Source organism: Sporosarcina sp. AD_1 (assembly GCF_057373025.1).
Genome location: NZ_JBPVIR010000006.1, coordinates 277,715 through 300,429, shown reverse-complemented (window position 1 = coordinate 300,429; position 22,715 = coordinate 277,715). Strand labels below are relative to the sequence as shown.

Sequence of the window (22,715 nt, the reverse complement as noted above, 5' to 3'; positions counted from 1 at the left end):
TCCCTCCAGCCTCACTTATAAAAAACTTCATGTCAGCTTATTTAAATACTCACTTTGCAATATCCCCATTGCGATCACACCATGCCATTGCCCATTCCGGAACAACGCCTCCCGGCTGGCTCCTTCATGCTGAAACCCGATTTTTTCGTAAAGGGAAATCGCTTTGTCATTAAATGAAAACACGCGCAATGATACTCGGTGCAAATTCAATTCTCGGAAAGCGTAATCCAATAATAAGGTCAACGCTTCCCTGCCATATCCTTTTCCGTGGAATTCCTTCTCCCCGATATCAATGATGCATTCCCCATTCCTATTTTTCATGTCGATATGAATCAACGACGTGATGCCGATCGCCTGCCCGCTAAGCTGATCCACAATCATATAGCTTTTGGCATCTGGAGAACCGAGGATGACCTCATTGACAAACGCCTCCGTCTCTTGAAAAGAAGAAAAATCCAGCATAGGGTTTGTCGAAATCATCACCTCCATATCATTTCGCCACGCATGATATGTTGGAATATCTTCGCTTTCCATTTTTCGCAGTCTGACCCTCTTTGATTGAAACACGGCTCTGCCCCTTTCCGTACTTGGTTATGTATGAATCAACAACTTTTGCTTCCTCTGAATCAATTCGATAAGGAGGCAACCAACTCCTTCACTTTTATAGAAAGGAGCGAAAAATATAAGTTTTCTCTTTACTTCATTAGACAAAACAAAAAGCCAGGCATCATCGCCCGGCCTTTCCTCATTTATTAACCTACTTCCGGTTGAGGCTGCTCCTCAACAACAGGAATTGGATCGACGAGTGCATATCGTTCCCATGCGCGGCTTTTCCACCTCAGTGCCATAGCAATGGCGCGAATCCATTCATCCGTTGCAATGGCCAGCCAAATGCCGACGAGTCCCATGTCGAGCACAAAGACAAAGAAATACCCGAGCGGCAAACTGATCATCACCATCGAAATGGCCCCCATTAGGACAGGGAATTTCGCATCGCCGGAAGCCCGCAAGGAATTGATGATCACAATGTTGAATGTCCGGCCCGTTTCCAGCAGACAGGACAGCAGCAAGACGGTAGCTCCTAGCTGGATGATCGATTCATTATCGGTAAACAGTCGCATGAGCGGGTAGCGAAACACCATGACAACCGCCACAACGGCAATGGTAAAGAGGATTGCTCGCCGAAACGACGCCCATAATTGACGGTACGCTTCCTCTTTATCACCGCTGCCGACAAGTCGGCCAACGATGATCGAGGTGCCAAGCCCGATGGCGAGGGCGAATAAATAACTGAACATCGAGATGTTAGTTGCATACTGCCGGGCTGCGAGCGCCTCCGTCCCTAAATACGTAACATAATAGAGGAAAACGATCTGGCATGCCTGATACAAAATCTGCTCGAACGCCGATGGCAAACCGATACTTAGGATTTTCCGGACATATTCTTTCGACCACTGGATGTAGTAACGGAATTCAATCCGGTACTCCAACACTTGATATAGCAGCCACACAAAGACGAACAATGCGATAAGCCGGCTACCGACAGACGAAATGGCCGCACCTTGGACACCAAGTGCCGGCATGCCAAATTTACCGAAAATGAGTGCATAGTTCCCAATCACGTGGATGACGTTCATTCCGAGTGAAACAAACATCGTCTGTTTTGTAAATCCATGCACCCGGATGACTGCCGCCAGCGAGTTAATGATCGCCTGAAGGAAAATCGCTCCGCCGACAATTGTCAAATACGCTTTTGCATGTGCCAGCACGTCTCCCTGCAAGTTCATCGCCTGCATCATATGGCTTGTAAACAGAAGGAATACTCCACTGATTCCAATGCCGACTAACAAGTTTAGAGACACGGCAAGCGCTGATATCTTAGATGCCTCCACAAATCGCCGCGAACCAAGATATTGTGCGACGACAATCGCTGCCCCATTTCCGACTACTTCCAGAACAAGGATGGCAATCTGAACGTATTGATTTGCCGCCCCTACGCCGGACACCGCATCATCAGACAATGCGCTGAGCATGAACGTGTCAGCCAATCCCATCAACATAAACAAAAATAATTCAAGAAAAATAGGCCACGTTAGGTGAAACAAACTCAGTTTCGTCCCCGGGCCTTTGACTGCAGTAGCTGCCATCTATTTCATCGCCTTCTTTGCTAATCAAATTCGCAAAACAGGAATAGCTTACCATAGAAAGCGGCAGATGAACATCTATTTCGTGTTAAAAAAGTATGTTATTTTCATTGCTGCATACAGCTCGTTTTTATTGCACGATTACATTATTTTATCAGCAAGATAATACGGCATTGACTAACTCTGCCGCTACTTCATTACCACGGTACCTCTGTTATATCCGTACCGTCTTCGTTCATTTGATACAGATAATAGTCTGGCTCGCCATGCCCAAAATTACGGTCAACCAAGAAATAAATTTTCCCGTCTGGTCCGCGTTTTGGTAAGGTCGCATGTTCCTTTAATGATGTCAGCTGTTCGATGCTGCCATTTTCCGTATGATAGACGAACAGCTCATACTCAAAAATTCCGTTTTTCCCTGTGCCTGCAACTGCTTGATAAATAATCTCATTTTTCTCAGGCAAAAGAAGAAAGTCATAAATATCTTGGTCGCTCTGCGGATTGCTTATGATTTGCATACTTTCAGGTTTCACAAGCGGTATATTAAAAATCCGTTGCTTGGAGTCAAATACATCATCCGCGGTCTCGGCTTCTTGCTGATCATCCATCCGAAGAAACACTGATTCGCCGTCTTCCGCCACTTGGAGCGAATCCATCGAATATGCTTTCATTTCAGTATACTTCTCCGTTGTTTCGTCAGATACATGATAGCTATGTAAATCATAATCATGCGGAGCCTTACTCGCTATAGGTGAATAATTCGTAAAACTATCCGCCTGCAAATAAAAGAGGCGGTTTGGGTCGGCCGGATCAAATGCCAGATCCGTAATGAGCCCCTTTGTTGAAAACATTTTTTTCTCATCCCATGTATTCGTGTTAAGTACATGTACTGTACTTCCACTTTCCTCCTGCAGATCTTTAGCGGCGACGACATATGAAAGATTGCTACCGTCTTTAGAATAACTGAGATCTAGAATGGTTTGATCGACTGGCAGCTCCACAACCGGCAAACTGTCATCTGAGCTGATGAAGATCCCAGCAATCCCATCCGCGAAAGACACATATGCAATTGTCCCATCCGCGGCCACGTCATAGACACCTGACTTGCCTTGCTGTTTTTCAACATCCGATTTATCATATTTGAAGCCTAGCACAACAAAAATTATTGTGACGGCAGTAATTCCTGCAAGAATGCTTAGCATCGTTCGTTTCAACTTCATCCCTCCATTCTTACACAACTATGAACACCCAGAAGCATGCCAATGCAATAATGATAACGGTTTGCAAGGTTGTGACCGTATACGCCGCAGACCTCTTCCCTTTAGCAAGCAGCCCCATCTGTGCACTATAGGAAATAATCCAAACGACTGTCGGAATTAAAAAGATGAACATGACAGGCGAAGAAGTGGCAAACAACAAAAATGCCCATACGAAGAAGAGAGAAACAAAAACAACAAGAAACCCGGTTGTGATATTAATGTAATGCAACCGTTTCGCATCTTTCCGGTTTGGCCGGGGAGATGGGAAATCATAAATCGTCGTTCTATAGATGAGCACAGCTGACAACAATAGAATGAGAACAGCCATAACACCAAAAATCAACGAATACGGAGGATTTACACCTGGAACTAATAACAGCCCATAAAGAAAAACAATCAGATGAAGAAGTAACAAACCATTCATCCAAAAACGACGATTCATACTAGAAATAGGACGCAACGTCACAAGAAGCAATGCTGTGCTGATCATTACCCCACTGAGAAGCCATGGAATATGAGCATCTCCTTCCATGAACAGTTGTGCTGCATAAACGCCATAAGCATCGAGTAAAGAAGCAACGGAAAGTATAATCATCATCAGTCGCCGATACGGATAGATTGCCTGTTGAATCTGTTTACCAACTTCCTGTTCAGAACCAAAATTCTTCATAGCGATTTGGATTGCCTCCTCTTCACTTGCCCCGTTTTCCCGCTCCTCGCTATACGCACATTCCAAGTGTGACATCAATTCCTCATACAGTTCTTCACGTTCCTCAACATTGCAATCGGTTTGCCGGACAATATCAGCGACAAAGCGATTAAATACTGGAATCATGCCAATCCATCCGAACTCTTCAGGACTAGGCCGTTCACCCACTGCCAATTTTCCCTTTTTTCCTCTAACGCTTTCCCGCCATCTTCTGTCAAACGATAGTACTTCCTTCTACCTCCGTCACCCTCTTGCCAATAGGAAACGATCCAACTTTTCCTCTCCAGCCGCTTCAAGGCAGCATAAAGCGTACCTTCCCCCATTTCATACGTATTCTCACTTAACTTCTTTAAGATTTTAACGATTTCATAACCATACAAATCGCGCTGTGCGATCAGCGATAATAGTATGAGATCAATGCTTCCCTTCATCATCTCTTGATCCAAACCGTATCAACTCCTTTCTTACATCGTAACACGATGTACATAGTGTTGCAATGCAATATATATAAATATGGTAATATAGAAGCAAGAACCATCGGAAAAAACTTTTATTACAAACTTGTAGTACGTTTAAAGACTTGCCATTCACCTAGGTATACTAATAGAAATAACCGCTCCGCCCTCGACAGCATTCCCGGCCTTGATCAGCCCGCCATGCTTATCGATAATCGACTTGGCGATATAAAGACCCAACCCAGCATGCCCTTTACGGCGATTCCCTTGATAAAAGGAGTCAAAGATTTTAGATTCCTGCCCATCCGAAAATCCCGGTCCGTTGTCCATCCATGTCATTTCGAATCGCTCATCTTCCAATTGAACTGAAAAGGAAATAACACCGTTCTTAGCAAACCGCAGACTATTGGACAGCAGATTATCGAAAACTTGCGTCAGTCTGTACGGATCAGCATGAATGGTTCTGCTCTCCGTTCGGTTGTCTTGAATGGTTGAGTTGAACTGCACTCCTTGCCTTGAGCATAACAGCTCATATTCCCCCATTTTTTCAGCGAAAAATTCTTCTGCGTCAAATGAGATTTTATTTAAAGAAAACGAATCGCTGTCTAGGATTGCAGTTTGGTTCAGATCATGGACCAGTTTTACGGCACTTGAAATATTTGATTTGATAACAGGAAGATAGCGTTCGAAACGGTCGATCCCTTTCCGATGCGCTTCTTCTAATCCTTCCACATGGCCTTGAATGATTGTCAAAGGGGTCCGGATATCGTGCGCCAGTGCGGCAATGGCATTTTTCCGCTCCTTTTGTGTGTTCCATTCACGCTGCAACGACTCCGCTAATTCATCCCTCATCTGTTCGAAGGCATTCGTCAATTCTCGTATTTCCGTTATCTTTCCTTCTTGGTTGAAATGAAATTGCAAGTCTTTATTGCGGATCCGGGCTGTCGCTTCCATCAATTGTGAAAGCGGTATTTTCAATTGCCTGCTAAGCCTGCTGACAAACAGAAGCGTGAAAAGCAGGATATAGCCGAACGGAGCTGCTGCGAACGAGAAGGACCAGATTCTCACTAACGCAGTTTGGGATTCGTGAACGGGCGTCACTTGTAAGGTATAATACAATAGTAATACGCCTTGCATGGCATCCCGTTCATCAAATAATGGAATGTAGTTCACAAAGTACTTTCCAGGCCCATGCTCGACAGTATTTATATTTTGCAGGATATCGCGTTCAGATACGTCGGCATGATCCCCGATATTGCTATATTGATAGACGCCTGCGTGATCCACTACCTTATACAAGATGCCTTCCTTTGGCAAAAGGCTATCCAGCATTTCTTTGCCGGAACCGTCCAGCCAGTCCCCCTTACTCTGCTTCACACGTTCTTTAATGGCCGGTATCATATTCTCATAATGATTGGCATAGTTCATGTTCTTCTCGCTGATCAACAACAGGCCGCCCCAGGTCATGATGGTGCATACAAAACTCAACAGTAAAATGACCGCAATCATCCGATGGAGCCTTGTTCGGATCGGCACGGTTTTCACAGCCATTTGTATCCCACTCCCCAAACTGTTTGGACAAACGACCGTGTTGGCTCGATCTCCTGAAACTTCGCACGGATTTTTTTAATATGTTCTGTTACGGTAGCATCATCCCCATCTGCCTCAAGGCCCCATACCCGTTCATAAATACCAGATCTCGAAAAGACCTGTCCCCGATGCATGGCGAGAAACCAGACGATGGAAAACTGTTTGCTTGTCAACTCAATCTCTATGCCATTCAAACTGACCGAACGTCCTTTGTAATCAATCGTCATCCCATCGAATTGCAGCGCCGACCGGTCTCTATCGTCCATTTTCCGATGTTCTCGCCGGAGATGTGCATGGACTCTCGCTTTTAATTCAGACAAACTGAACGGTTTGACGATATAATCGTCGCCCCCAACGACAAGCCCCTTTACGCGATCCATCTCATCCTGGCAGGCACTGAGAAACAGGATCGGCCCCCGGATGACCGATCGGATCCGCTCACATACTTCGAACCCGTCCAACCCTTCCATCATCACATCAAGCAACACCAGATCCGGCTTTTTCTCCACCTGTCGGATCGCCTCTTCTCCATTCGATGCCGTCAAGATTGCATAGCCTTCATCTTCTAATGCGTCCTGGATAAAGGAAACAATTTCAGATTCATCATCTACAATCAATACAGTCGCTTTCGCCATCACACATCTTTCCTTTTCCTCAGTTCTTGTAATTTGCTGAACTTGTCTCTTCATTCTATATCTCAATTATAACGAAAGTATAATAGCAGTCGTTATCAATCTTTTATTCTCTATCCGTATGGTAGAAGCAACGAATGTATAGGAGGATTTGAGAATGAAACGGATTAACGTATTAGATGCTTTACGAGGGTTTGCATTGCTTGGCATTTTGGTCGTGAACATTAATTTTTTCAATGAATCGCTGTTTGCAATCAGTCTCGGCGGTCTTCCAGTCGAAGGATGGCTGAACAAAGCCATTGAAAGCCTCTCCGCACTGTTTGTAGAAGGGAAATTTATGCTGCTGTTTTCATTTCTGTTTGGGTATGGCGCGATCCTTTTATATCGCAACGCAGAAGCAGCAGGCAAAAAGTTTACCTGGATGTTTGTGAAACGAATGCTCGCCTTGCTTCTTTTCGGTATCCTGCACGGAGTATTTCTCTGGTATGGAGATATTTTGACAACCTACGCATTGGTCGGCTTGTTATTTGTTTTGTTTGTTCGTCGGCGCCCAAGAACTTTGCTGACCCTGTCAATGGTCTTTACACTTTTTATCCCTTTTATAATGTCCGCATTCATGCTATTCGGCAGTCTGTCCGACGCTGAACCCATGGATGACATGTATGTGGTAGACCCTGCGCAAATTCAACAGTACCAGCAGGAAGATCAAAGAATTTACGGGGAGGGCACCTTTGTAGAAATCACAAAGAAACGAATTGGAGATTATGTAGCAAGCTTCTTCAATATGGTTCTATTTCTCCCGCAAGTTTTAGGCACCTTTCTCTTGGGCGCTTATTTTGGGAAACGGAAATTGCTTGAAGATATTCCCTCCAAGAAACGATTCATGGTTAGACTTGGCTGGATTGGCGGCGTTGCAGGCTTGGCATTGACAGTACCCCGGATACTATGGGAGTCGTCTAATAGTCTGCTGGATATTTTCAGCGTCTTTATCGGCGCACCGTTGCTGATGCTGTCGTACGTCGCTTGCTTTTCGCTATTGTATAACCGCCATCCAAAATGGCTCCAACTGTTTAGTTATCCCGGAAAAATGGCATTCAGCATGTACATCTTGCAATCCGTCCTTTGCGGATTGATCTTCTACAGCTATGGACTGGGTCTTTTTGGAACGATGGACTTATGGCAAACGACAGCAATGGCATTCCTATTGTTCGGGTTACAAATTGCCATTAGTACACTTTGGCTCCGGCGCTTTCGAACGGGTCCACTCGAGTATGTGTGGCGGATATTGTATAAAGGAAGGGCTGGAGCAAACAGAAGCTCCCAGCGTTAACAGAAAAAATGGCAAGGGCAAACGTATCTCCCTTGCCGTTTTCCAATGATGTTAAAAAATATGTGAAAGCAAAGGAAGCAAAGCTGGATTCGTTATAAAACCTATTGCTGCAAGAATCCTATACAACTGTTTGTGATAGTGAGGAATCCAGCTATTTTTCTTGAGGAGACGCCAAGATATGATGGCGTAGAGCGGATACAATACAAATGAAATGAAGAATATTACCAAGAAAGCACCTTTAGCCGTATGAGTAACAATTTCAATCCATAATCCTACTGTCCATTGGGAAAGGCAGAGTAGCAATAAGAGCCCCCAGGACACTATAAGTTGATTCAGATGAACGCTCCTTTCAAATATCGTGGATAACTCTGCTGCCAAGTAACGGGGTTATAGCCCTTTAATCAATTCTTTCTTCAGGTCACCCGCATTTTCTTGTCAGGTAATTTGCTGTAGCAAGTCCTTAATCATTCCTATTTGCTCAAAGTATCGATATACATACAAAATACATACAAGTAAATTGGCACCTACCATGACGTAAAGCATTACTGTCTCCTCATCGCTTTGATTGGAGTGATTATGTAAGATCAATTTATAAACATTAATTAAAAGGGCAGTAGAAAACAATACCATTAGACACCACGAGTTCTTCAAGTCTTTCGCATATAATTTCATTAAACCTGCTTTGACTTGATTACCATACTCCACTTCAATTGTTTTACTTTCCTTTCCAAAGAGCTGTTGTTTCGTAATCGTCAGCTGTCCTGGTGTGTCTCCCGAAACCGCGATTCCTGGATAAATCTCGAAGAAATAGGCAAGACCGAGGACTAGCAACATGAGAATCACTGCGAAAACTAGCACCCATTTATTCGGCTTGCCTTTCCTTCTGATGACTTCCACCATGCATTCCCCTCTCGTAAACAAAATGCCGGGCTCCTATGAACCCGGCATTTGCTCTATTTTCCCCATGTCTTGAAATCAGGCGTTCGCTTGCTTGACTGATACGAATTGGTCGATAAAATATTGCGGGTTTAATTTTTCACCCGTCGCTTTTTCAATTTTTTCATTCCACGCGTAAAGTGCGCCTGGCTTGAAATAATCTTCAATCAGATAGCTTCCAACTTCTTTTGTAAACATGTCAGTCGAAACATTTTTGTAGATATGCGCTTCCAATTGGGATGTTGTCAGCTCTCCAAGCAAGTAGTTCTGATAATAAACCGGAACAAGCGTGAAATGGATTTTCGCTGCCCAGTGCGGGTAGTCTACATTCTCAGGCGGATTTACGAACTGGATGTCTTTCACAAGCTTCCACCATAATTTATTCAAGTCTTGATCTGGATTCTCATAAAGCTCCCGCTCGAAGTAAGAAAACGTCATAATCCAGCGGCCTGCAATAAGCATTTGGCGACGCAAGGATTCTTCGATGATCGGCGTCAAACGATCCACTTCGGTTTCTTCGATTTCCAAGAATTTCTTCAACCATTCCGGATTTTTTGCGAAACGGCCGTATAGCATCGCGATTGCTTCTGTCGTTAACGTATGGGCACATGTTCTCAAAAGGAATGGCAGGCTCTCGTCCACGTATTTGAAGTACACCGCGTGGCCAAATTCATGCAACGTCGTGCAAGACCAGTAGTCAGACGGCACGTTGTTGCAAAGCACCCGCACATCCCCTTCCCGATCGATATCCGTACAGAAAGCATGTTGGTTTTTCTTGTCACGCGGATACATATCGCTCTTCTCCAGCATGTCTTTGATTTCCATGCCCATGCTTTCGAAAGTTGCTATCGTCAGCTGCTCCAGATCTTTCCCCTCATAGTACGGATCTAAGTCGAGCTCTTTCATCGGCGGCGCTTCTTGGAAGAATGGATCTGCATAATGCCAAGGGCGCAGCTCCTCCAAGGTAATGCCAAAACGTTCCGCAAGCTCCGTATCCATCTCCAATTTCATTTCACGGAATGGCTCATCCGACAAGTCTTTCAATTTATCGAAAATCGAAAAGACTTCATCACGGTCTAGCTCCTGCAGTTTAAAGCTCATTTGGTGATAGTTATCATACCCAAGTGAACGAGCGACCTCGTTCCGCTTTTTGACGAGCGTCAAGAGCTTTTCTTCCACTTCTTTCGCAATCTGTTTGCTCGCATGCCAAGCCTCTTCTCGTTCCGCAAGATCATTGCTTTTTAGAAGTATTTGGCGAACATCATTCTCAGAAACTTCTTTCTCGCCAATCGTCGCACGGAACGTATTGAAGAGTCCAACCAATTCTGTCGAGCGTTCAACCATCTCTTTTAAATCATTTTCAGCGATTTGATTTTCCGCCATTCCGTTATACAGGCCTTCCAATTGACGGCGCTGTACGTCTGTCAAACCATCCTGTTTTAAATACGTTTTTACTTGTTCAAAGCGTTCCGGGTCAGCAAAGTAGAGATTAAACGCTGTCGAAGCCTCCGCCGTTTTTTGATTCCACTCATCCTCGCCAGTCGTTGCTGCCATCCATGAACTCGATGTGCTGGCGATATGTAATGCCTTAATTGCGTCGTTCTGTTCTTGTAAGAACTGCTCCACTGTCATCTTCATTTCCCCTTTTTTGGACATTGTCTAGTATATTCGAGATAACTTGCGCAAAGTCCTTTCTCTTTCCGATAAATCAAGCCATAGAGAAAGTCGAAACTATTCAGCAAGTTTATCGTATGATAAGTATAACTTGTTCAGAGGTGATACGGTGGGATTTAATTCATTTGACAATGCTATGTTTTCTATCGGCCCGTTTTTCATAGGAGCTGTCTTTATTATCGTAATTGGAATGTTCATATTTACAATAATAAAAGGCATTGGCACATGGGCATCCAATAATAACTCCCCGAAGCTGTCAGTTCCAGCCCAAATAGTAGCGAAGAGGACTGAAACACGGGGAGGAAGCGGGGATTCGTCAGCTCACACTTCCTATTACGTTACCTTCCAAGTGGAAAGCGGAGACCGGATGGAGCTTCAATTAAGTGGAGCTGAAACCGGAATGCTGGCAGAAGGCGATTTTGGAATTTTAACGTTTCAAGGAACCCGTTATTTGGGGTTTGAACGGAAACTGGATTGAGGCGATTCGGGAATGAAGGGGAACGACACGATGAAACGATATGCCATCTTAACAGTAGGTAAAACCCATAGCGGCAAGACAACTTTCGCAAGAGAATTAGAGCAAAACTTGTCTAATTCTCTCGTCATCGACCAGGACAACCATGCTGCTTTTATTAACAAGCATTACGGCAAACTGATGCCGTCATCAGGACCAAATACATTGAAATATACGCTCACGCATACCATTGTCGATTATGCCGTTCACGAGACGAATTTGCATATGATCATTTGCAATTCCAATCGAAGCCGCAAAGGCCGTGAGGAGCTGTTGTCCTATTTTCGAAATAAAGGTTTCCACACAATTATCGTAAACTTTGATATTGCGGATGCCGTCTTGGAGGAACGGGTGAAGAGGACAACACGCGGTACAGAGATTTTCCGAAGTGCTTCGACATTCGATGAGGTACTTGCCCGGCAACAGGCGGATTCCCGACTTGAAGATATTACGGCGCCAAGGGAGGATGAAGCGGAACGTTTGTTTATCATTCAGGATGAAAAGGATGTGGAAGTTGTCATCCGAGAAATACTGGGGCTTGTGAGATAAAAACTATGGATGATCAAGAATAGTCCGTGACAAATCGGGAACCCATTGACGGAATTAGAACTTTCATGCTATTAATAGACTAAATTAATTGGACTAGGAAATTTTAGGGGGAATTCCAGAATGATAGATATCGCAATACGTCCAACTCCCGAACAGCTGCATACGTGGATGGATACATACGTTCCAGAAAAGGACCTGTTCTTTATTCGCGAAGAGGACATCCCTGCTCTTGAAGACGATCTTATGGGCACTCTCGTCTTTCCGAGGATTGAATTCTTCAACCATTCCACATACTCCAGAATCCAAATGGTGAACAGCTACACGTATTGGACCATTTCGAAGGATGCTGCGTTTGTGGTTGTAGCCCCTCCACAGTGGATCATAGCACTGGACGCGAGTAAAAGGGAATTTCTGTTTAAGCGACAAGTAGAATTAGGGAGAGGGTTGGCCGGCCCGCTTGCGTTATTTTCAAGTTTGGGCGATTTCCCACAAGAATACGTGGTCGAATGGGATGGTGTGCAATACGGAATTATGCAGCGAGCGCTCTGGGAATCTCTTCCGTATGAAGCGAAAGAGCAATTACTTTGCATGATCGCCCAGCAATACGATGCGTGGGAAGCAAAGTCAATACCTAGCTCCCTGCCTGTTCACTTGGCACCTTACGCTAATACATTTGCTTCAGAGTCAGGCGCAAATTGTCTAGCAGCCACTTTATTCGCAATTAGCACTAAACCTGAAGTAGAAGAATGGATCATCCACGAGTGGGTGCATGATCAAACCTTCGCTGAAAAACTCAAGATGGCTTCTTTTAAGAGGACCGATGACAGCTTCCAAAGTGGAGATGTGGTCGCCTGGGTGAACGACGATAATATTATTCAGCATGCTGCTTATTGCATAGAGGATGATTTATTCTTTAATAAAAGCGGGCAAATCTTTTTCAATCCATGGAAAATTGTCGAATGGTCTGAATTAGAGCAGTCATGGGATCAATTTACACCACAAGTGTATCGGAAGATGTAAAGGTGCAGGGGAATCCCCTGTACTTTTTTATTTCAAATGTTAGTTGGTGGCATAGTAGTTGCAGACCAATTAAATTTTCAAAGTCTCTACACGTTACCACCGACTCTACAGCGTTTACCACCGACTCTGCAACCTTTACCACCGTCTCTCAACCGTTTACCACCGTCTCTCAACCGTTTACCACCGTCTCTCAACCGTTTACCACCGACTACGCAGCCTTTACCACCGTCTCTCAACCCTTTACCACCGACTCTCCCTCAGCAGCCTCAAACCATCAAAAAAACCGCTTGGCCTCCCATGAGCCAAGCGGTTTCTTATCTTGTCGCCTCTACAGCGAGACGCGCTTCTTTTTTAGTGAAATCTTCTTCCGGATAATACGCATGTTTCACAAGCAAGTTCGGTCCGAGGCAACGAACTGCAGGGCAGTGGCAACTGACCGTTCGGGCGAGCGTGCTGTCCAGCCATTTGTCCAGGAGGCCGGGTAGAGCATCGTTTTGGACGTTTCCAAGCGGCTTTACATCACCAAAGTCCGTGACAATTACATTCCCCGTGAAAATATTGACGTTTAAGCGAGAACGGCCGTCTGGATCGTTTCGGACTGAAACATTTTTGGCGGCATATAGCCGCTCCAGCAACTCCAGATCTTCCTGCACGCCACTGCATGGATAGAACGGCAGCGTTCCGAACAGCATCCAGATCGATTCGTCTCGAACATCGAGCAGCCGGTGGATGGCAGTCCGAATTTCATCTAGCGGCAACACTTCAAGCTGTGACGCAAAATCAACCGGGTACATCGGGTGGATTTCGTGGCGGCTGCATTTCATCTCTTCCACCACTTGGCGGTGAATTTTTTCTAAATAAGGAGCCGTTCTTTTATTCAACATGGTTTCGGCCGAGACGAAAACACCCGCTTCCGCTAAGGCACGGCTATTGTCAATCATTCGCTGGAATTGTTCCGCCCGCTTTTCAATCGGCGGCTTCCGTTCCATATTGGCAAATCCACCTTCAATAAACTCGTCAACTGTTCCCCAGTTATGCGAAATATGCAAGACGTCCAAATAGGGAACAATCTCCATATACCGATCAAGCGGCATCGTCAAGTTGGAGTTCATTTGCGTCTTGACGCCGCGCTCATGGGCATATTTGAGTAAAGGACGCACATATTGATCGACCGATTTCTTTGAAAACATCGGCTCTCCGCCTGTAATACTGATCGTACGCAGATGTGGAATTTCATCCAAACGCGAAATTAACAACTCGATCGGCAATGCATCGGGATCCTTGAGTGCAAGCATCTCCCCAACCGCACAATGTTCGCAACGCATATTGCATAAATACGTCGTTGTAAACTCGATACTTGATAAGGTCAGTTTCCCGTATTGATCCATATCCATATAAGCTTCCCATGGATCTGTCTTCGGTGTCATCATCAACTCTTCATCTCTTTCAATATAGTTTCTGATTCATTATACACCGGCTGTCAATTGACTGAAGCTTTTGGCTAGTGACCGTTTGAAAGATACCTATTAACGGAAGCATCCCGAGTTACTTTTTCTTAAGCGCCACTTCTGCAATCCCTTCCACTACCAAGGTCACCTGATCATAACTATCATTTGCAGTTACCGGGAAGTTAGTAGAAATGATAGTTTGGCCATCCTTCGTTTCCATCGAGAAGCCACCAGGATAATATCCATTTCCCTTTTCATCCACAAGCTTCATTGACCACGTAAATGGAGTCTCATCCTCAAATTCCTGATCGATTGAAAATTTCACATTCAAGGAAGATAAATTCGCTTGGGCAGACAGAACATGTAGTTTCGATTTTCCATCTACCTGTACGTATTCAAGTGTTCTTATATCAGTGCCATGGTTAGGTATTGGCAAGTCCCACTTTCCGTCAATTTTTTGAAGCAAACCACTCTCCGAAAACTCCGAAAAAATATTAATGCTTTCTACTTCGACAACCGCATCTTGCAAGTCTGGGAATGCCGCTTGATTAGAGTCAATTACGACATGATACTGGACCGTCCCCTCTTTTTTGTTTAGCTTTGTATTCCGATCATCCAAGCCAGATGTGTAAAACACCTTTCCTTTTAACGGTTTCGTATCGGGAATAAACTCAACCAGGTACTCACCGTCGCCATTTTTCACTCGATAATCCATCGTCACGAGGGAAACGTCATCTTTTAACAAGGAAGCGTCTTCAAATTCCAATGAAAAACTTAATCCGATTTTCGATGGATCTGAGAAGCTTTTTTCTAGTTTGACTGTAATCCCTTGATCGGTCGCCACACTTTCTCCACTTTGTGCAAGACCTTGAGAGACTACTTGTTCCACCCCACGATCGCCAAAATTGAAAAACCCATCAATATTCGCACGTACCTGTTCATTCGACAAAAGTACTCCAGTCATCAACAAAGCACAGGCTGCCACCGCCGACCTTGTCCAGACCATCCGCTTTCTTTTCTTTTTGGATCTCTGCTGAATCAACTTATACGTTTGATCCAGTGATGCCCTCACATGAGCAGGCATTTCTACCTTTTCATTCATTACCTGTTCCAATTCTTTTTCATGATCCTTTTTCATTCACCAGCACCCCTTCGTTTTGAAAGTAAGTTGTCCGCAACTCGTTTCTCCCTCTGGAAAGCCTTGATTTAATTGTGCCTTCCGGTTCATTCAAAAACTCACTGATTTCCCGGCTGTTCATTCCGACGATATAGTATAAGATGAAGACAGTTTTTGTATCAGCCGCAAGACTATCCAGCGCCTCATCCAGTTCAATAGCCCGGAAGTTCCCATCTTCTTGCCCTTGCAAGGTGTGTCCCTCAATTGAAACCACCTTATTTCGTTTCGCCAGCAGGCGATTGCATTGATTCAGGAGTATTTTATAAATCCATGTATTGAAATACTCATTCTTCTTCAGCGTGTGAAGCTTCTCATACGCTGTCATGATCGTGTCCTGCAACACGTCCGCCACATCTTGCTCATCTCGAAGCATTCGAGTGGCCGCACGGAATAGTATGTCTTCATACTGCTTCACTAAGAGGATAAATGCGTCGCCATCCCCTTTCTTCGCTTTCTTGACCCATTTGGCAATCGGCTCCATAGTTGCATGGCCCCCCTTTCTTTCGGTTTCAATACATTAGATAAACGACCAGCCCAAATGGTTGCATTCACCCCAAAAAGAAAACGCCAGGCTTTTTGAATCGCCAAGCGCTTTCTAACATTTATTCCTCTCTGTACAACTTCCGTGCCAGCCATGTCTGCACAATTAAATACAAACCTCCGACCGCCCAATATAACGGGAAAACTGCTGGCGCAGAAAATGAAAAGAACACAATCAGTAAGGGAGAAAGATAGGCCATCATCTGCATCTGCTGTTTTTGCGGTCCTGACAAATCAGCAGTTGTAGCACGGGCTTGAAGAAAGTAAACCACCCCTGCCAGTATAGTAACGATCAGATCTGACGTACCTAGATTAAACCAAAGGAACATTTCATTTGCCGTATCCGGCGAAGTCCGGATGGCGAAATACAAGCCCATTAAAATGGGCATTTGTAGCAATGTTGGCAAGCAGCCGATGTTGAAAAGTTTATGCTGTTTATAAATCTCCATCATTTCCATTTGGATCTTTTTTTGTTCTTCCGGTGTTTTCGCGGTTTTCGCCTTCGCTTTTAAGGCGTCCAGCTCGGGCTGCACTCGTTTCATCCGGCTCTTCATCGTCCGTTGATTTCTGTATGACTTCATCATGAGTGGCATGAGTAACAAACGAATCAGAACTGTTATTACTACGATCGCCATCCCATAGCTGCCCCCTAAAAGGGAACCGAGTTCATGGATACTCCATGTCATGGGATGCACGAAGATGTCGTAAAAGAAACCACTCTGCTCACCAGCGGCCGAACAGCCGCCTAGAAGCAGGATACTGAAGATGATAATAAAAACGTTTATGAATTTTTTCAATGTATAAGTCCTCTCTATAATAGAATTTGAATTCTACATAGAGAGATGATGCTCTTCCGTGTCTTCTGGACGCTCTAACCGGCAAACCGTCTTGCGCAACTGGATATGATCGGATATCGGAGGCATACTGTCAAGAACAGCAACGGCTGCCTCCGTCGGCAAATCGATCCCGACGTGAAGATGCGCCATAAAGGTGAAGGATTTATGTTCGATCACTTGCCAGCTCAATACGAGGATCCAAGCGACGACTAGCGGCAGGATCCACTCGGTAGAAAGCAGTTCAAGTAGAAATTTATTCATGGAATTCACCTAATTTCATTTAACCTGCCTATTCTACGGTTCTATAGCCAAATAGTTTCATTCCCCTGGCATTTAACATGACAAAGAGCCAGTCTCCCCATACTGAAGGAAGACTGGCTCTTATATGATAATGGACGTTATTCATCTATAGTTGGTTGACTTATAGAAGTTTTTTACGATCCTGCTTCCATTAATTCATCAATTAATGAAGCTGGCACATACGTTTTCGAAGGCTCGAGAAGGTCAGGAGCTGCTTCGAAATAACGAAGGGATTTATTATAACCATACGCCTTTTCCCCACGAGTGATGGTAAATGAAAGAGCACCTTTCGACACGATGGCGCCTTTGCCAGTCGATGTCACTTTATACCCGAGTTCTTCGGCAATCAGTCGAAGTGGCACCATTTTCACGCCATTGACATCATAGTGATCGGCCTCCACGATTTTATCAACCGCCGGGTTTGTGACTGTATCCTCCCCAGGCGTTTCTGCATCGTCTGATTCTGCTTTATCCAAGACCACAATTTTTTCAGGAGTTGTTTGAGCTGGGATGCTGCGAGTCGTTATCGTATAGAAGACCACAAGATCTTTTCCTTGAAGATCGTCGGCTGTCACTTTCTCTCCTGATACGCTCGAAAGCTCTGTCTTGTCGCTCACATTCAGTTTGAGCGAGAGAGATTTATTCAATAGATCGTCATCAAATTTCCCAACTGCCACGGAGCCCATTTCTTCCGTTTCCACGATAACCACTTCTGGGCTGTATTGCGGAGGATAAATCATAATCATCGGCTTATCAGCAGCTGTATAACCCGTCACTTTATCGCCTTTTTTCAGTTCCGCTTTCTTGCCTGTATTATCGTATACCAGCGTGTCCTTCGTAACAACGAGGTAGCCTTCCTGCTCGCCCTCTTTCACAAAATAATGTGTCGAGTTCTCACGCTTCTCTACTTTTTCAATCGTGCCTGTGAATTTCACGAAATCCGGTTGTACTTGCACGTTTTCTGTTTGCGTCCCTTCTTCTGCAAATACTGCAGTTGGTATGGCAGCCCCGCTGATCAATAGGGCCGACATGGCGAATGGTACTGCTTTTTTCATTTTCATGAATTTCATCTCCTTTATGTATACCTTCACAGAAGTAGTCGAATCGATTGAAAAAAGGTTACAAGTTTTTGAGATTACGAGTTCATTTTTTTTATACCCGAAAATCTGGTGCCTCGAACGTATAGATCTCTCACTGCTATCCATAGTAGAGTGAGGAGGTGACGGACTGTGAGTAAAAACAATAAGAAGACGATGAACGAGCGCACCCATAACAGCTTCGACGTATACAAAGAAGCACAAAATACGAACAGCAACACCAATGATCGCAACGAAAACCGTACTGCGGAATTTGGTACCGATTTCAATGAAACGAATCGCAAAACAAGGAAGAAGCGGGATTGAGCAAACAAATCAATTCAACGCATCGATAAAAAACATGCCGGCCAAAGTGACCGGCATGTTTTCCATCTTTCATGCTACAATGAAAACAGATTGTTTGAAAGGTGTGCTTCTCTTGTTTAAAAAAGCGTCTATCTACATACTTATGCTCGCGATTGGCTGCTTGCTGCTCGTACTCTCTTTGTCCGTCGAGCTGCCTACCGCTGTAAAATGGGCATTTCTCGCCATGGCTTTGTTATTGAATATCACAAGTGCCATTGTCTTCATGAAAGCAGGCATCCGGCAGATGAAGCCTGATCAGTGACCAAGCCATTTATTTACAAAACTCCGGAAGACTTCCGCATCTACATCCCGCTTTGGGATAATAACCGCACTGACTGCACTATTATATAAATAGAAATGGCCGATATCCTCTTTGAACTGTTTCACTGCTTCTCGGGTCATTTTAGACTCCCCATTAGAAGAGATGTCGGTCAGCCCTTGCTTATTGATTTTCAGCATATGGGAGCCGACAAGCCCATCATTCTTCCCTTCCTTCAGCGCCTTCCGCACTTGCCGCGTGACATGCCAATAGAAATACTTCGGATAATAAATGGCCCACAGAATGGCCGTCAACCCGAACACAACAAAAAGTGGCCCTGTCTCTAGTTCCGTCGTCATCGACAAAAAGAAAGCGAACAACAAGAACAACAACGGTGAAACCACCCGCTGCCAGCGCAACGATTTGCGTCCCAAATTCGAGTTCTTCACATGGTACACGTTAAACGCCACCACATCCTCTTCCGTCAACTCATATTGAATCTCCATATCCATCCCCCTGCTCCAAAACTCTCTATGTACTGTCATTTAGGCTACCGTACTAGTCAACCCCATGTCAATTGGTCCTTTTCAAATGCAACTAATTTACATGGTGGGTAGTTACTTACTTTGATTTGCAGGTCGAGAAATTTAGAAACTTATATGAGCATTTTTCCATGTTAATCGATCACTCTAGTGGCTATTATGAGTACTCTTCCTGATATTCGAGGACTCCGCAGTTTTTTCGAGCACTCTTCCTGGTAATAAAGTACTCCAGAAGCTTTTATGAGCACTCTTCCTGATATTCGAGCACTCGGGGCAACTTTTACGAGCAGCACTCCTTCGATAGCAGGCTGAACGCATGATAGGTATGTTCACTCTATTATTTCGGAATGAAAAAAAACTAAATATTTTAATAACCCTTTGAACTTTCCAATTGCCTGCAATATAATGGTTATATATGTATATTTTCAAAATGAACGATGAAAGGAATGGTTATGGTAGAAACAATAATGAATACCCAGCACGCGAACAGGAAAGGACGCTGGATAGTCGTATGTACGTTGGTGGCCGTGGTATCCATCTTTTTACTTACTCACTTTTTCGCAATATACCCTGGCGGTTATTCCCTTGAGAAACAAAATGGCGAGGTAGTGATTGCAAAAGGTACTGACAGTAAACGAGTTGCAATAGATGACAGTGTGCTTAGTGAGTTGAAAATAGCTTCTTTAGAATCCAATATTACTTACCTTAAAACACTTTGGTATGTTGGTGTCTTATTTACAGCAACAACATTGATAGCGCTAATTAATTTTAACAACCTAAAGATGAAGAAAGCCGTTATCACCATAGCCTCGCTATACGTTGTTATGGCTATATTAGTTTTTCTACAGTACACAACCATCATCCCTACAATAGATAATTCAATTCAGCGTCTGCTAAATGGTTAAAACATACTTTATCTTTCTTAATTAATTCCCAAAGCCCTACACGCCTAACGGGCACTCTTCAAACACATTACAAGCAATTCAACAACATCATTCGCTCCACACAAAAACCTTGAGAAGACAATCGTCCTCTCAAGGTTTAATTAACGTCATTAAAATGCTGGAATCGCTGTTTCGTCGTAATTCTCTTCCAAGAACTCGCGCACTTCGTCGCTTGTCATGGCCTTGGCGAGCTTTTGAATCGGCTCCCAGTCTTTGTTGTCTTCGCGTGCCACAAGGGTAATAGCAAAGTCATTTTCCACGCCTTCTGTTAGCAATGCATCGCTTTTTGGCGTTAAGCCGAGTGGTGCTGCGTATGCCGGTGTCATGATGACAGCGTCTGCATCGTCATACATCCGTGCGAGCATGAGCAAATCCACTTCTTCAAACTTAAAGTTCTTTGGATTTTCTACAATGTCCGCTTGTGTATAATAGCTGCCTGTTTTTTCTTTCAATGAAATGACGTTATGCTGCGACAATAGAGATAGCGAACGGTCAATGTTGGACACATCATTCGCTATGGCGATGACTGCTCCCTCCGGCAGTTCATCAATTGAAGCAAAATCCTTTGAGTAAACGCCATAATTTGCAAAATAGATCGGCTGGATCGGCACCAGGCTGGCGTCATTATTTCGGTTGAACTCTTCCATGTACGGCACGTGTTGGAAGAAGTTTGCGTCCACTTCTTTTGCAACGAGCGCACTGTTCGGCTGAACATTGTCACTTAATACAACTACTTCAAGCTCAATGCCCTCTTTCGCCAGTTCAGGTTTTACCAAATCCAAGATTTCCGTCATTGGCGGAATCAAGGAAGCGACTTTCAATGTCACGGGCTTGTCCGTTTCCTGTCCATCTACAGCTTTCTCTTTCCCGTTGTCTGTGCCTTTATCTTTACTGCAACCCGCTACGATGACTAGGAGTACCGCCATCAGCATAAGTAGTTTTTTCATGTTGTTGCCTCCTGTTATCTTTTATCGATTTTCCGAGCAATTGTCGTGCCTGTAAATTGAATGAGCTGAACCAGAATGATCATGATGAGAATCATATACATCATTAAGTCCGTCTTGAATTGCTGATAGCCGTACCGGATGGCGAAGTCACCTATTCCGCCGCCTCCTACGACACCCATGATTGTCGAATACGAAATGAAACTGATGATGGACGTTGTCAATCCTAGAACTAAACCGGATCTTGCTTCCACGTACAAAAATTTAAAAATGATATCCTTCCCCGAGGCGCCCATCGAAATGGCCGCTTCCACAACTCCTCTCGGCACATCCAATAAAGACTGTTCGACTAATCTGGAGTAATGCGCAATAGCGATGATCGATAATGGCACAGTGGCAGCCGCGGTTCCAATTGCCGTTCCAATAACCAATCTTGTGAAGGGTATTAAAAAGACGACTAATAATAAAAACGGGAATGAACGAATAATATTTACAACCAAATTCAGAGCGGAAAAGACAACGGGATTCTCGTAAATTTGCCCTTTCCTGCATAGGTACAGCAGCGTGCCTACCGGAAGCCCAACGAGTACAGCAGCGGCAATCGACACACCCACCATCACCATTGTTTCTCCGATGGAACGCCAAATCTCATCCTGATATTGAAGAAGAATCTCAGGCATCGTCTGCTTCACCGCCTTTTATCAGCTGTTCGATGAAGTTTCGCGGATTGCTTGGAACCGTGCTGATCCCTTTCGGCTCGATGGAAACCGTATCAAAAATGCCCCCATCCGCCATAACAGTGACCCGTTGGCAAATACTTTTAATGACATCCATTTCGTGGCTGACCAGCACAATGGTGACGCCGAAGTTTTTATTAATACCTTCTAATATGCCAAGAATTCCATTGGTCGTGTCCGGATCGAGTGAAGACGTCGGCTCATCGCATAACAAGACTTGCGGTTTATTTGCCAAAGCTCGAGCAATAGCGACTCGCTGTTTCTGACCGCCGCTCAGCTGAGCAGGATACTTATCCTTCAACTGGTCGAGTCCAACAAATTGCAAGCACTCCATCACGCGTTCTTGCCGCTGGGCTTTTGGCATGCCACCTAGCTTCAATGAAACGTCGACATTCTCAAAGACCGTCTTGTTTAAAACTAAATGGAACTGCTGAAAAATCATTCCGATGGACATGCGTGCCTGACGGAGTTTCTTTCCCTTCAAACTGGTAAGCGGCTGTCCATTCACAACTACCTCACCGGTATCAGGGATCTCCAACAAATTCATTAACCGAAGCAAGGTCGATTTCCCAGCCCCGCTCGCACCAATGATCCCATGAATCTCGCCTTGCGAAATCGTTAGATCAGCTCCTCGCACAGCTTGAAACCCAGCAAAATTTTTACTTACATTATGTAAAGAAATCATAAAAAAATCCCCTTTCATCGTCTAAAGGGTGATTGGAACGTTCCTATTA

General features: G+C 44.4%; 26 protein-coding genes. 7 read left to right on the top strand and 19 right to left on the bottom strand.

Annotated features, from left to right (window positions below):
* Window positions 1-27: 27 nt before the first annotated feature.
* From ACSW3C_RS13885 to ACSW3C_RS13855, 7 genes are all read right to left on the bottom strand, one after another.
* Window positions 28-567: a GNAT family N-acetyltransferase gene (locus tag ACSW3C_RS13885; protein ID WP_486563310.1), complete on the bottom strand. Its 540-nt coding sequence runs from the start codon at window positions 565-567 to the stop codon at window positions 28-30.
* 185 nt (window positions 568-752) lie between these two features.
* Entirely contained in the window at window positions 753-2,147 is a 1,395-nt protein-coding gene (locus ACSW3C_RS13880) for an MATE family efflux transporter (RefSeq protein WP_486563308.1), read from the bottom strand.
* Between the two features lie 194 nt (window positions 2,148-2,341).
* Window positions 2,342-3,358, bottom strand: coding sequence for a YncE family protein (locus ACSW3C_RS13875; RefSeq protein ID WP_486563306.1), 1,017 nt, complete (start codon window positions 3,356-3,358; stop codon window positions 2,342-2,344).
* A 16-nt stretch (window positions 3,359-3,374) separates the two neighbouring features.
* Window positions 3,375-4,280 carry a permease prefix domain 1-containing protein gene (locus ACSW3C_RS13870; protein WP_486563304.1) on the bottom strand — a complete coding sequence of 302 codons (906 nt, stop codon included), beginning with the start codon at window positions 4,278-4,280 and terminating at the stop codon, window positions 3,375-3,377.
* Window positions 4,235-4,558 carry a PadR family transcriptional regulator gene (locus ACSW3C_RS13865; RefSeq protein ID WP_486563303.1) on the bottom strand — a complete coding sequence of 108 codons (324 nt, stop codon included), beginning with the start codon at window positions 4,556-4,558 and terminating at the stop codon, window positions 4,235-4,237. The genes ACSW3C_RS13870 and ACSW3C_RS13865 overlap by 46 nt, the downstream gene beginning before the upstream one ends.
* Window positions 4,559-4,699: 141 nt before the next feature.
* Entirely contained in the window at window positions 4,700-6,118 is a 1,419-nt protein-coding gene (locus ACSW3C_RS13860; RefSeq protein WP_486563301.1) for a HAMP domain-containing sensor histidine kinase, read from the bottom strand.
* Window positions 6,109-6,846 carry a response regulator transcription factor gene (locus ACSW3C_RS13855; protein WP_486563300.1) on the bottom strand — a complete coding sequence of 246 codons (738 nt, stop codon included), beginning with the start codon at window positions 6,844-6,846 and terminating at the stop codon, window positions 6,109-6,111. Before ACSW3C_RS13855 ends, ACSW3C_RS13860 begins: the two co-directional genes overlap by 10 nt.
* A gap of 100 nt (window positions 6,847-6,946) precedes the next feature.
* Between ACSW3C_RS13855 and ACSW3C_RS13850 the strand changes: the two genes are divergently transcribed.
* The gene (locus ACSW3C_RS13850) at window positions 6,947-8,119 is read left to right on the top strand and encodes a DUF418 domain-containing protein (RefSeq protein ID WP_486563298.1); all 1,173 of its coding nucleotides are present in this window, start codon (window positions 6,947-6,949) and stop codon (window positions 8,117-8,119) included.
* A 435-nt stretch (window positions 8,120-8,554) separates the two neighbouring features.
* Here ACSW3C_RS13850 and ACSW3C_RS13845 read toward each other — a convergent pair whose 3' ends face one another.
* Both ACSW3C_RS13845 and ACSW3C_RS13840 read right to left on the bottom strand, forming a co-directional pair.
* Complete coding sequence (locus ACSW3C_RS13845) at window positions 8,555-9,019, bottom strand: hypothetical protein (RefSeq protein WP_486563296.1); 465 nt, start codon at window positions 9,017-9,019, stop codon at window positions 8,555-8,557.
* A gap of 75 nt (window positions 9,020-9,094) precedes the next feature.
* Window positions 9,095-10,687 carry a M2 family metallopeptidase gene (locus ACSW3C_RS13840; RefSeq protein ID WP_486563294.1) on the bottom strand — a complete coding sequence of 531 codons (1,593 nt, stop codon included), beginning with the start codon at window positions 10,685-10,687 and terminating at the stop codon, window positions 9,095-9,097.
* 151 nt (window positions 10,688-10,838) lie between these two features.
* On the opposite strand from ACSW3C_RS13840, the gene ACSW3C_RS13835 reads away from it, so the two are divergent.
* The 3 genes from ACSW3C_RS13835 (at window position 10,839) to ACSW3C_RS13825 (ending at window position 12,812) form a co-directional block, all read left to right on the top strand.
* On the top strand, window positions 10,839-11,207 hold the full coding sequence (locus ACSW3C_RS13835; RefSeq protein WP_486563293.1) for a DUF2500 domain-containing protein: 369 nt from the start codon (window positions 10,839-10,841) through the stop codon (window positions 11,205-11,207).
* A gap of 30 nt (window positions 11,208-11,237) precedes the next feature.
* On the top strand, window positions 11,238-11,792 hold the full coding sequence (locus ACSW3C_RS13830; RefSeq protein WP_486563393.1) for an ATP-binding protein: 555 nt from the start codon (window positions 11,238-11,240) through the stop codon (window positions 11,790-11,792).
* A 120-nt stretch (window positions 11,793-11,912) separates the two neighbouring features.
* On the top strand, window positions 11,913-12,812 hold the full coding sequence (locus tag ACSW3C_RS13825; protein ID WP_486563291.1) for a hypothetical protein: 900 nt from the start codon (window positions 11,913-11,915) through the stop codon (window positions 12,810-12,812).
* Window positions 12,813-13,126: 314 nt separating this feature from the next.
* Here ACSW3C_RS13825 and yfkAB read toward each other — a convergent pair whose 3' ends face one another.
* From yfkAB to ACSW3C_RS13795, 6 genes are all read right to left on the bottom strand, one after another.
* Window positions 13,127-14,242, bottom strand: coding sequence for a radical SAM/CxCxxxxC motif protein YfkAB (yfkAB, locus tag ACSW3C_RS13820; protein ID WP_486563391.1), 1,116 nt, complete (start codon window positions 14,240-14,242; stop codon window positions 13,127-13,129).
* Window positions 14,243-14,357: 115 nt separating this feature from the next.
* Window positions 14,358-15,398: a DUF4179 domain-containing protein gene (locus ACSW3C_RS13815; protein ID WP_486563290.1), complete on the bottom strand. Its 1,041-nt coding sequence runs from the start codon at window positions 15,396-15,398 to the stop codon at window positions 14,358-14,360.
* A complete protein-coding gene (locus tag ACSW3C_RS13810; protein ID WP_486563288.1) occupies window positions 15,382-15,918 on the bottom strand; it encodes an RNA polymerase sigma factor in 537 nt (178 codons plus the stop codon). Before ACSW3C_RS13810 ends, ACSW3C_RS13815 begins: the two co-directional genes overlap by 17 nt.
* Before the next feature lie 121 nt (window positions 15,919-16,039).
* Window positions 16,040-16,774 (bottom strand): membrane protein insertase YidC, encoded by a 735-nt coding sequence (gene yidC, locus ACSW3C_RS13805; RefSeq protein ID WP_486563286.1) that lies wholly within the window; start codon window positions 16,772-16,774, stop codon window positions 16,040-16,042.
* 33 nt (window positions 16,775-16,807) lie between these two features.
* Window positions 16,808-17,074 (bottom strand): hypothetical protein, encoded by a 267-nt coding sequence (locus ACSW3C_RS13800; protein ID WP_486563285.1) that lies wholly within the window; start codon window positions 17,072-17,074, stop codon window positions 16,808-16,810.
* Window positions 17,075-17,247: 173 nt separating this feature from the next.
* On the bottom strand, window positions 17,248-18,174 hold the full coding sequence (locus ACSW3C_RS13795) for a stalk domain-containing protein (RefSeq protein ID WP_486563283.1): 927 nt from the start codon (window positions 18,172-18,174) through the stop codon (window positions 17,248-17,250).
* Between the two features lie 168 nt (window positions 18,175-18,342).
* Here ACSW3C_RS13795 and ACSW3C_RS13790 point away from each other — a divergent pair, with 168 nt between their 5' ends.
* Together ACSW3C_RS13790 and ACSW3C_RS13785 are read left to right on the top strand one after the other, a co-directional pair.
* On the top strand, window positions 18,343-18,516 hold the full coding sequence (locus ACSW3C_RS13790) for a hypothetical protein (RefSeq protein WP_486563281.1): 174 nt from the start codon (window positions 18,343-18,345) through the stop codon (window positions 18,514-18,516).
* A complete protein-coding gene (locus ACSW3C_RS13785; RefSeq protein ID WP_486563279.1) occupies window positions 18,479-18,817 on the top strand; it encodes a hypothetical protein in 339 nt (112 codons plus the stop codon). Before ACSW3C_RS13790 ends, ACSW3C_RS13785 begins: the two co-directional genes overlap by 38 nt.
* On the opposite strand, the gene ACSW3C_RS13780 is transcribed toward ACSW3C_RS13785, so the two are convergent.
* Complete coding sequence (locus ACSW3C_RS13780; protein WP_486563278.1) at window positions 18,811-19,320, bottom strand: YcxB family protein; 510 nt, start codon at window positions 19,318-19,320, stop codon at window positions 18,811-18,813. The two genes, ACSW3C_RS13785 and ACSW3C_RS13780, sit on opposite strands and share 7 nt — an antisense overlap.
* 488 nt (window positions 19,321-19,808) lie before the next feature.
* Between ACSW3C_RS13780 and ACSW3C_RS13775 the strand changes: the two genes are divergently transcribed.
* A complete protein-coding gene (locus ACSW3C_RS13775; protein WP_486563276.1) occupies window positions 19,809-20,261 on the top strand; it encodes a hypothetical protein in 453 nt (150 codons plus the stop codon).
* A gap of 149 nt (window positions 20,262-20,410) precedes the next feature.
* Here the strand turns inward: ACSW3C_RS13775 and ACSW3C_RS13770 are convergent, their stop codons facing one another.
* Genes ACSW3C_RS13770 through ACSW3C_RS13760 form a run of 3 tightly spaced genes read right to left on the bottom strand, consistent with a single transcriptional unit; the run spans window position 20,411 to window position 22,666 of the window.
* Window positions 20,411-21,247, bottom strand: coding sequence for a MetQ/NlpA family ABC transporter substrate-binding protein (locus ACSW3C_RS13770; RefSeq protein WP_486563275.1), 837 nt, complete (start codon window positions 21,245-21,247; stop codon window positions 20,411-20,413).
* Between the two features lie 14 nt (window positions 21,248-21,261).
* A complete protein-coding gene (locus ACSW3C_RS13765; RefSeq protein WP_486563273.1) occupies window positions 21,262-21,924 on the bottom strand; it encodes a methionine ABC transporter permease in 663 nt (220 codons plus the stop codon).
* Window positions 21,917-22,666 carry a methionine ABC transporter ATP-binding protein gene (locus ACSW3C_RS13760; protein WP_486563271.1) on the bottom strand — a complete coding sequence of 250 codons (750 nt, stop codon included), beginning with the start codon at window positions 22,664-22,666 and terminating at the stop codon, window positions 21,917-21,919. The genes ACSW3C_RS13765 and ACSW3C_RS13760 overlap by 8 nt, the downstream gene beginning before the upstream one ends.
* Window positions 22,667-22,715 lie beyond the last annotated feature (49 nt).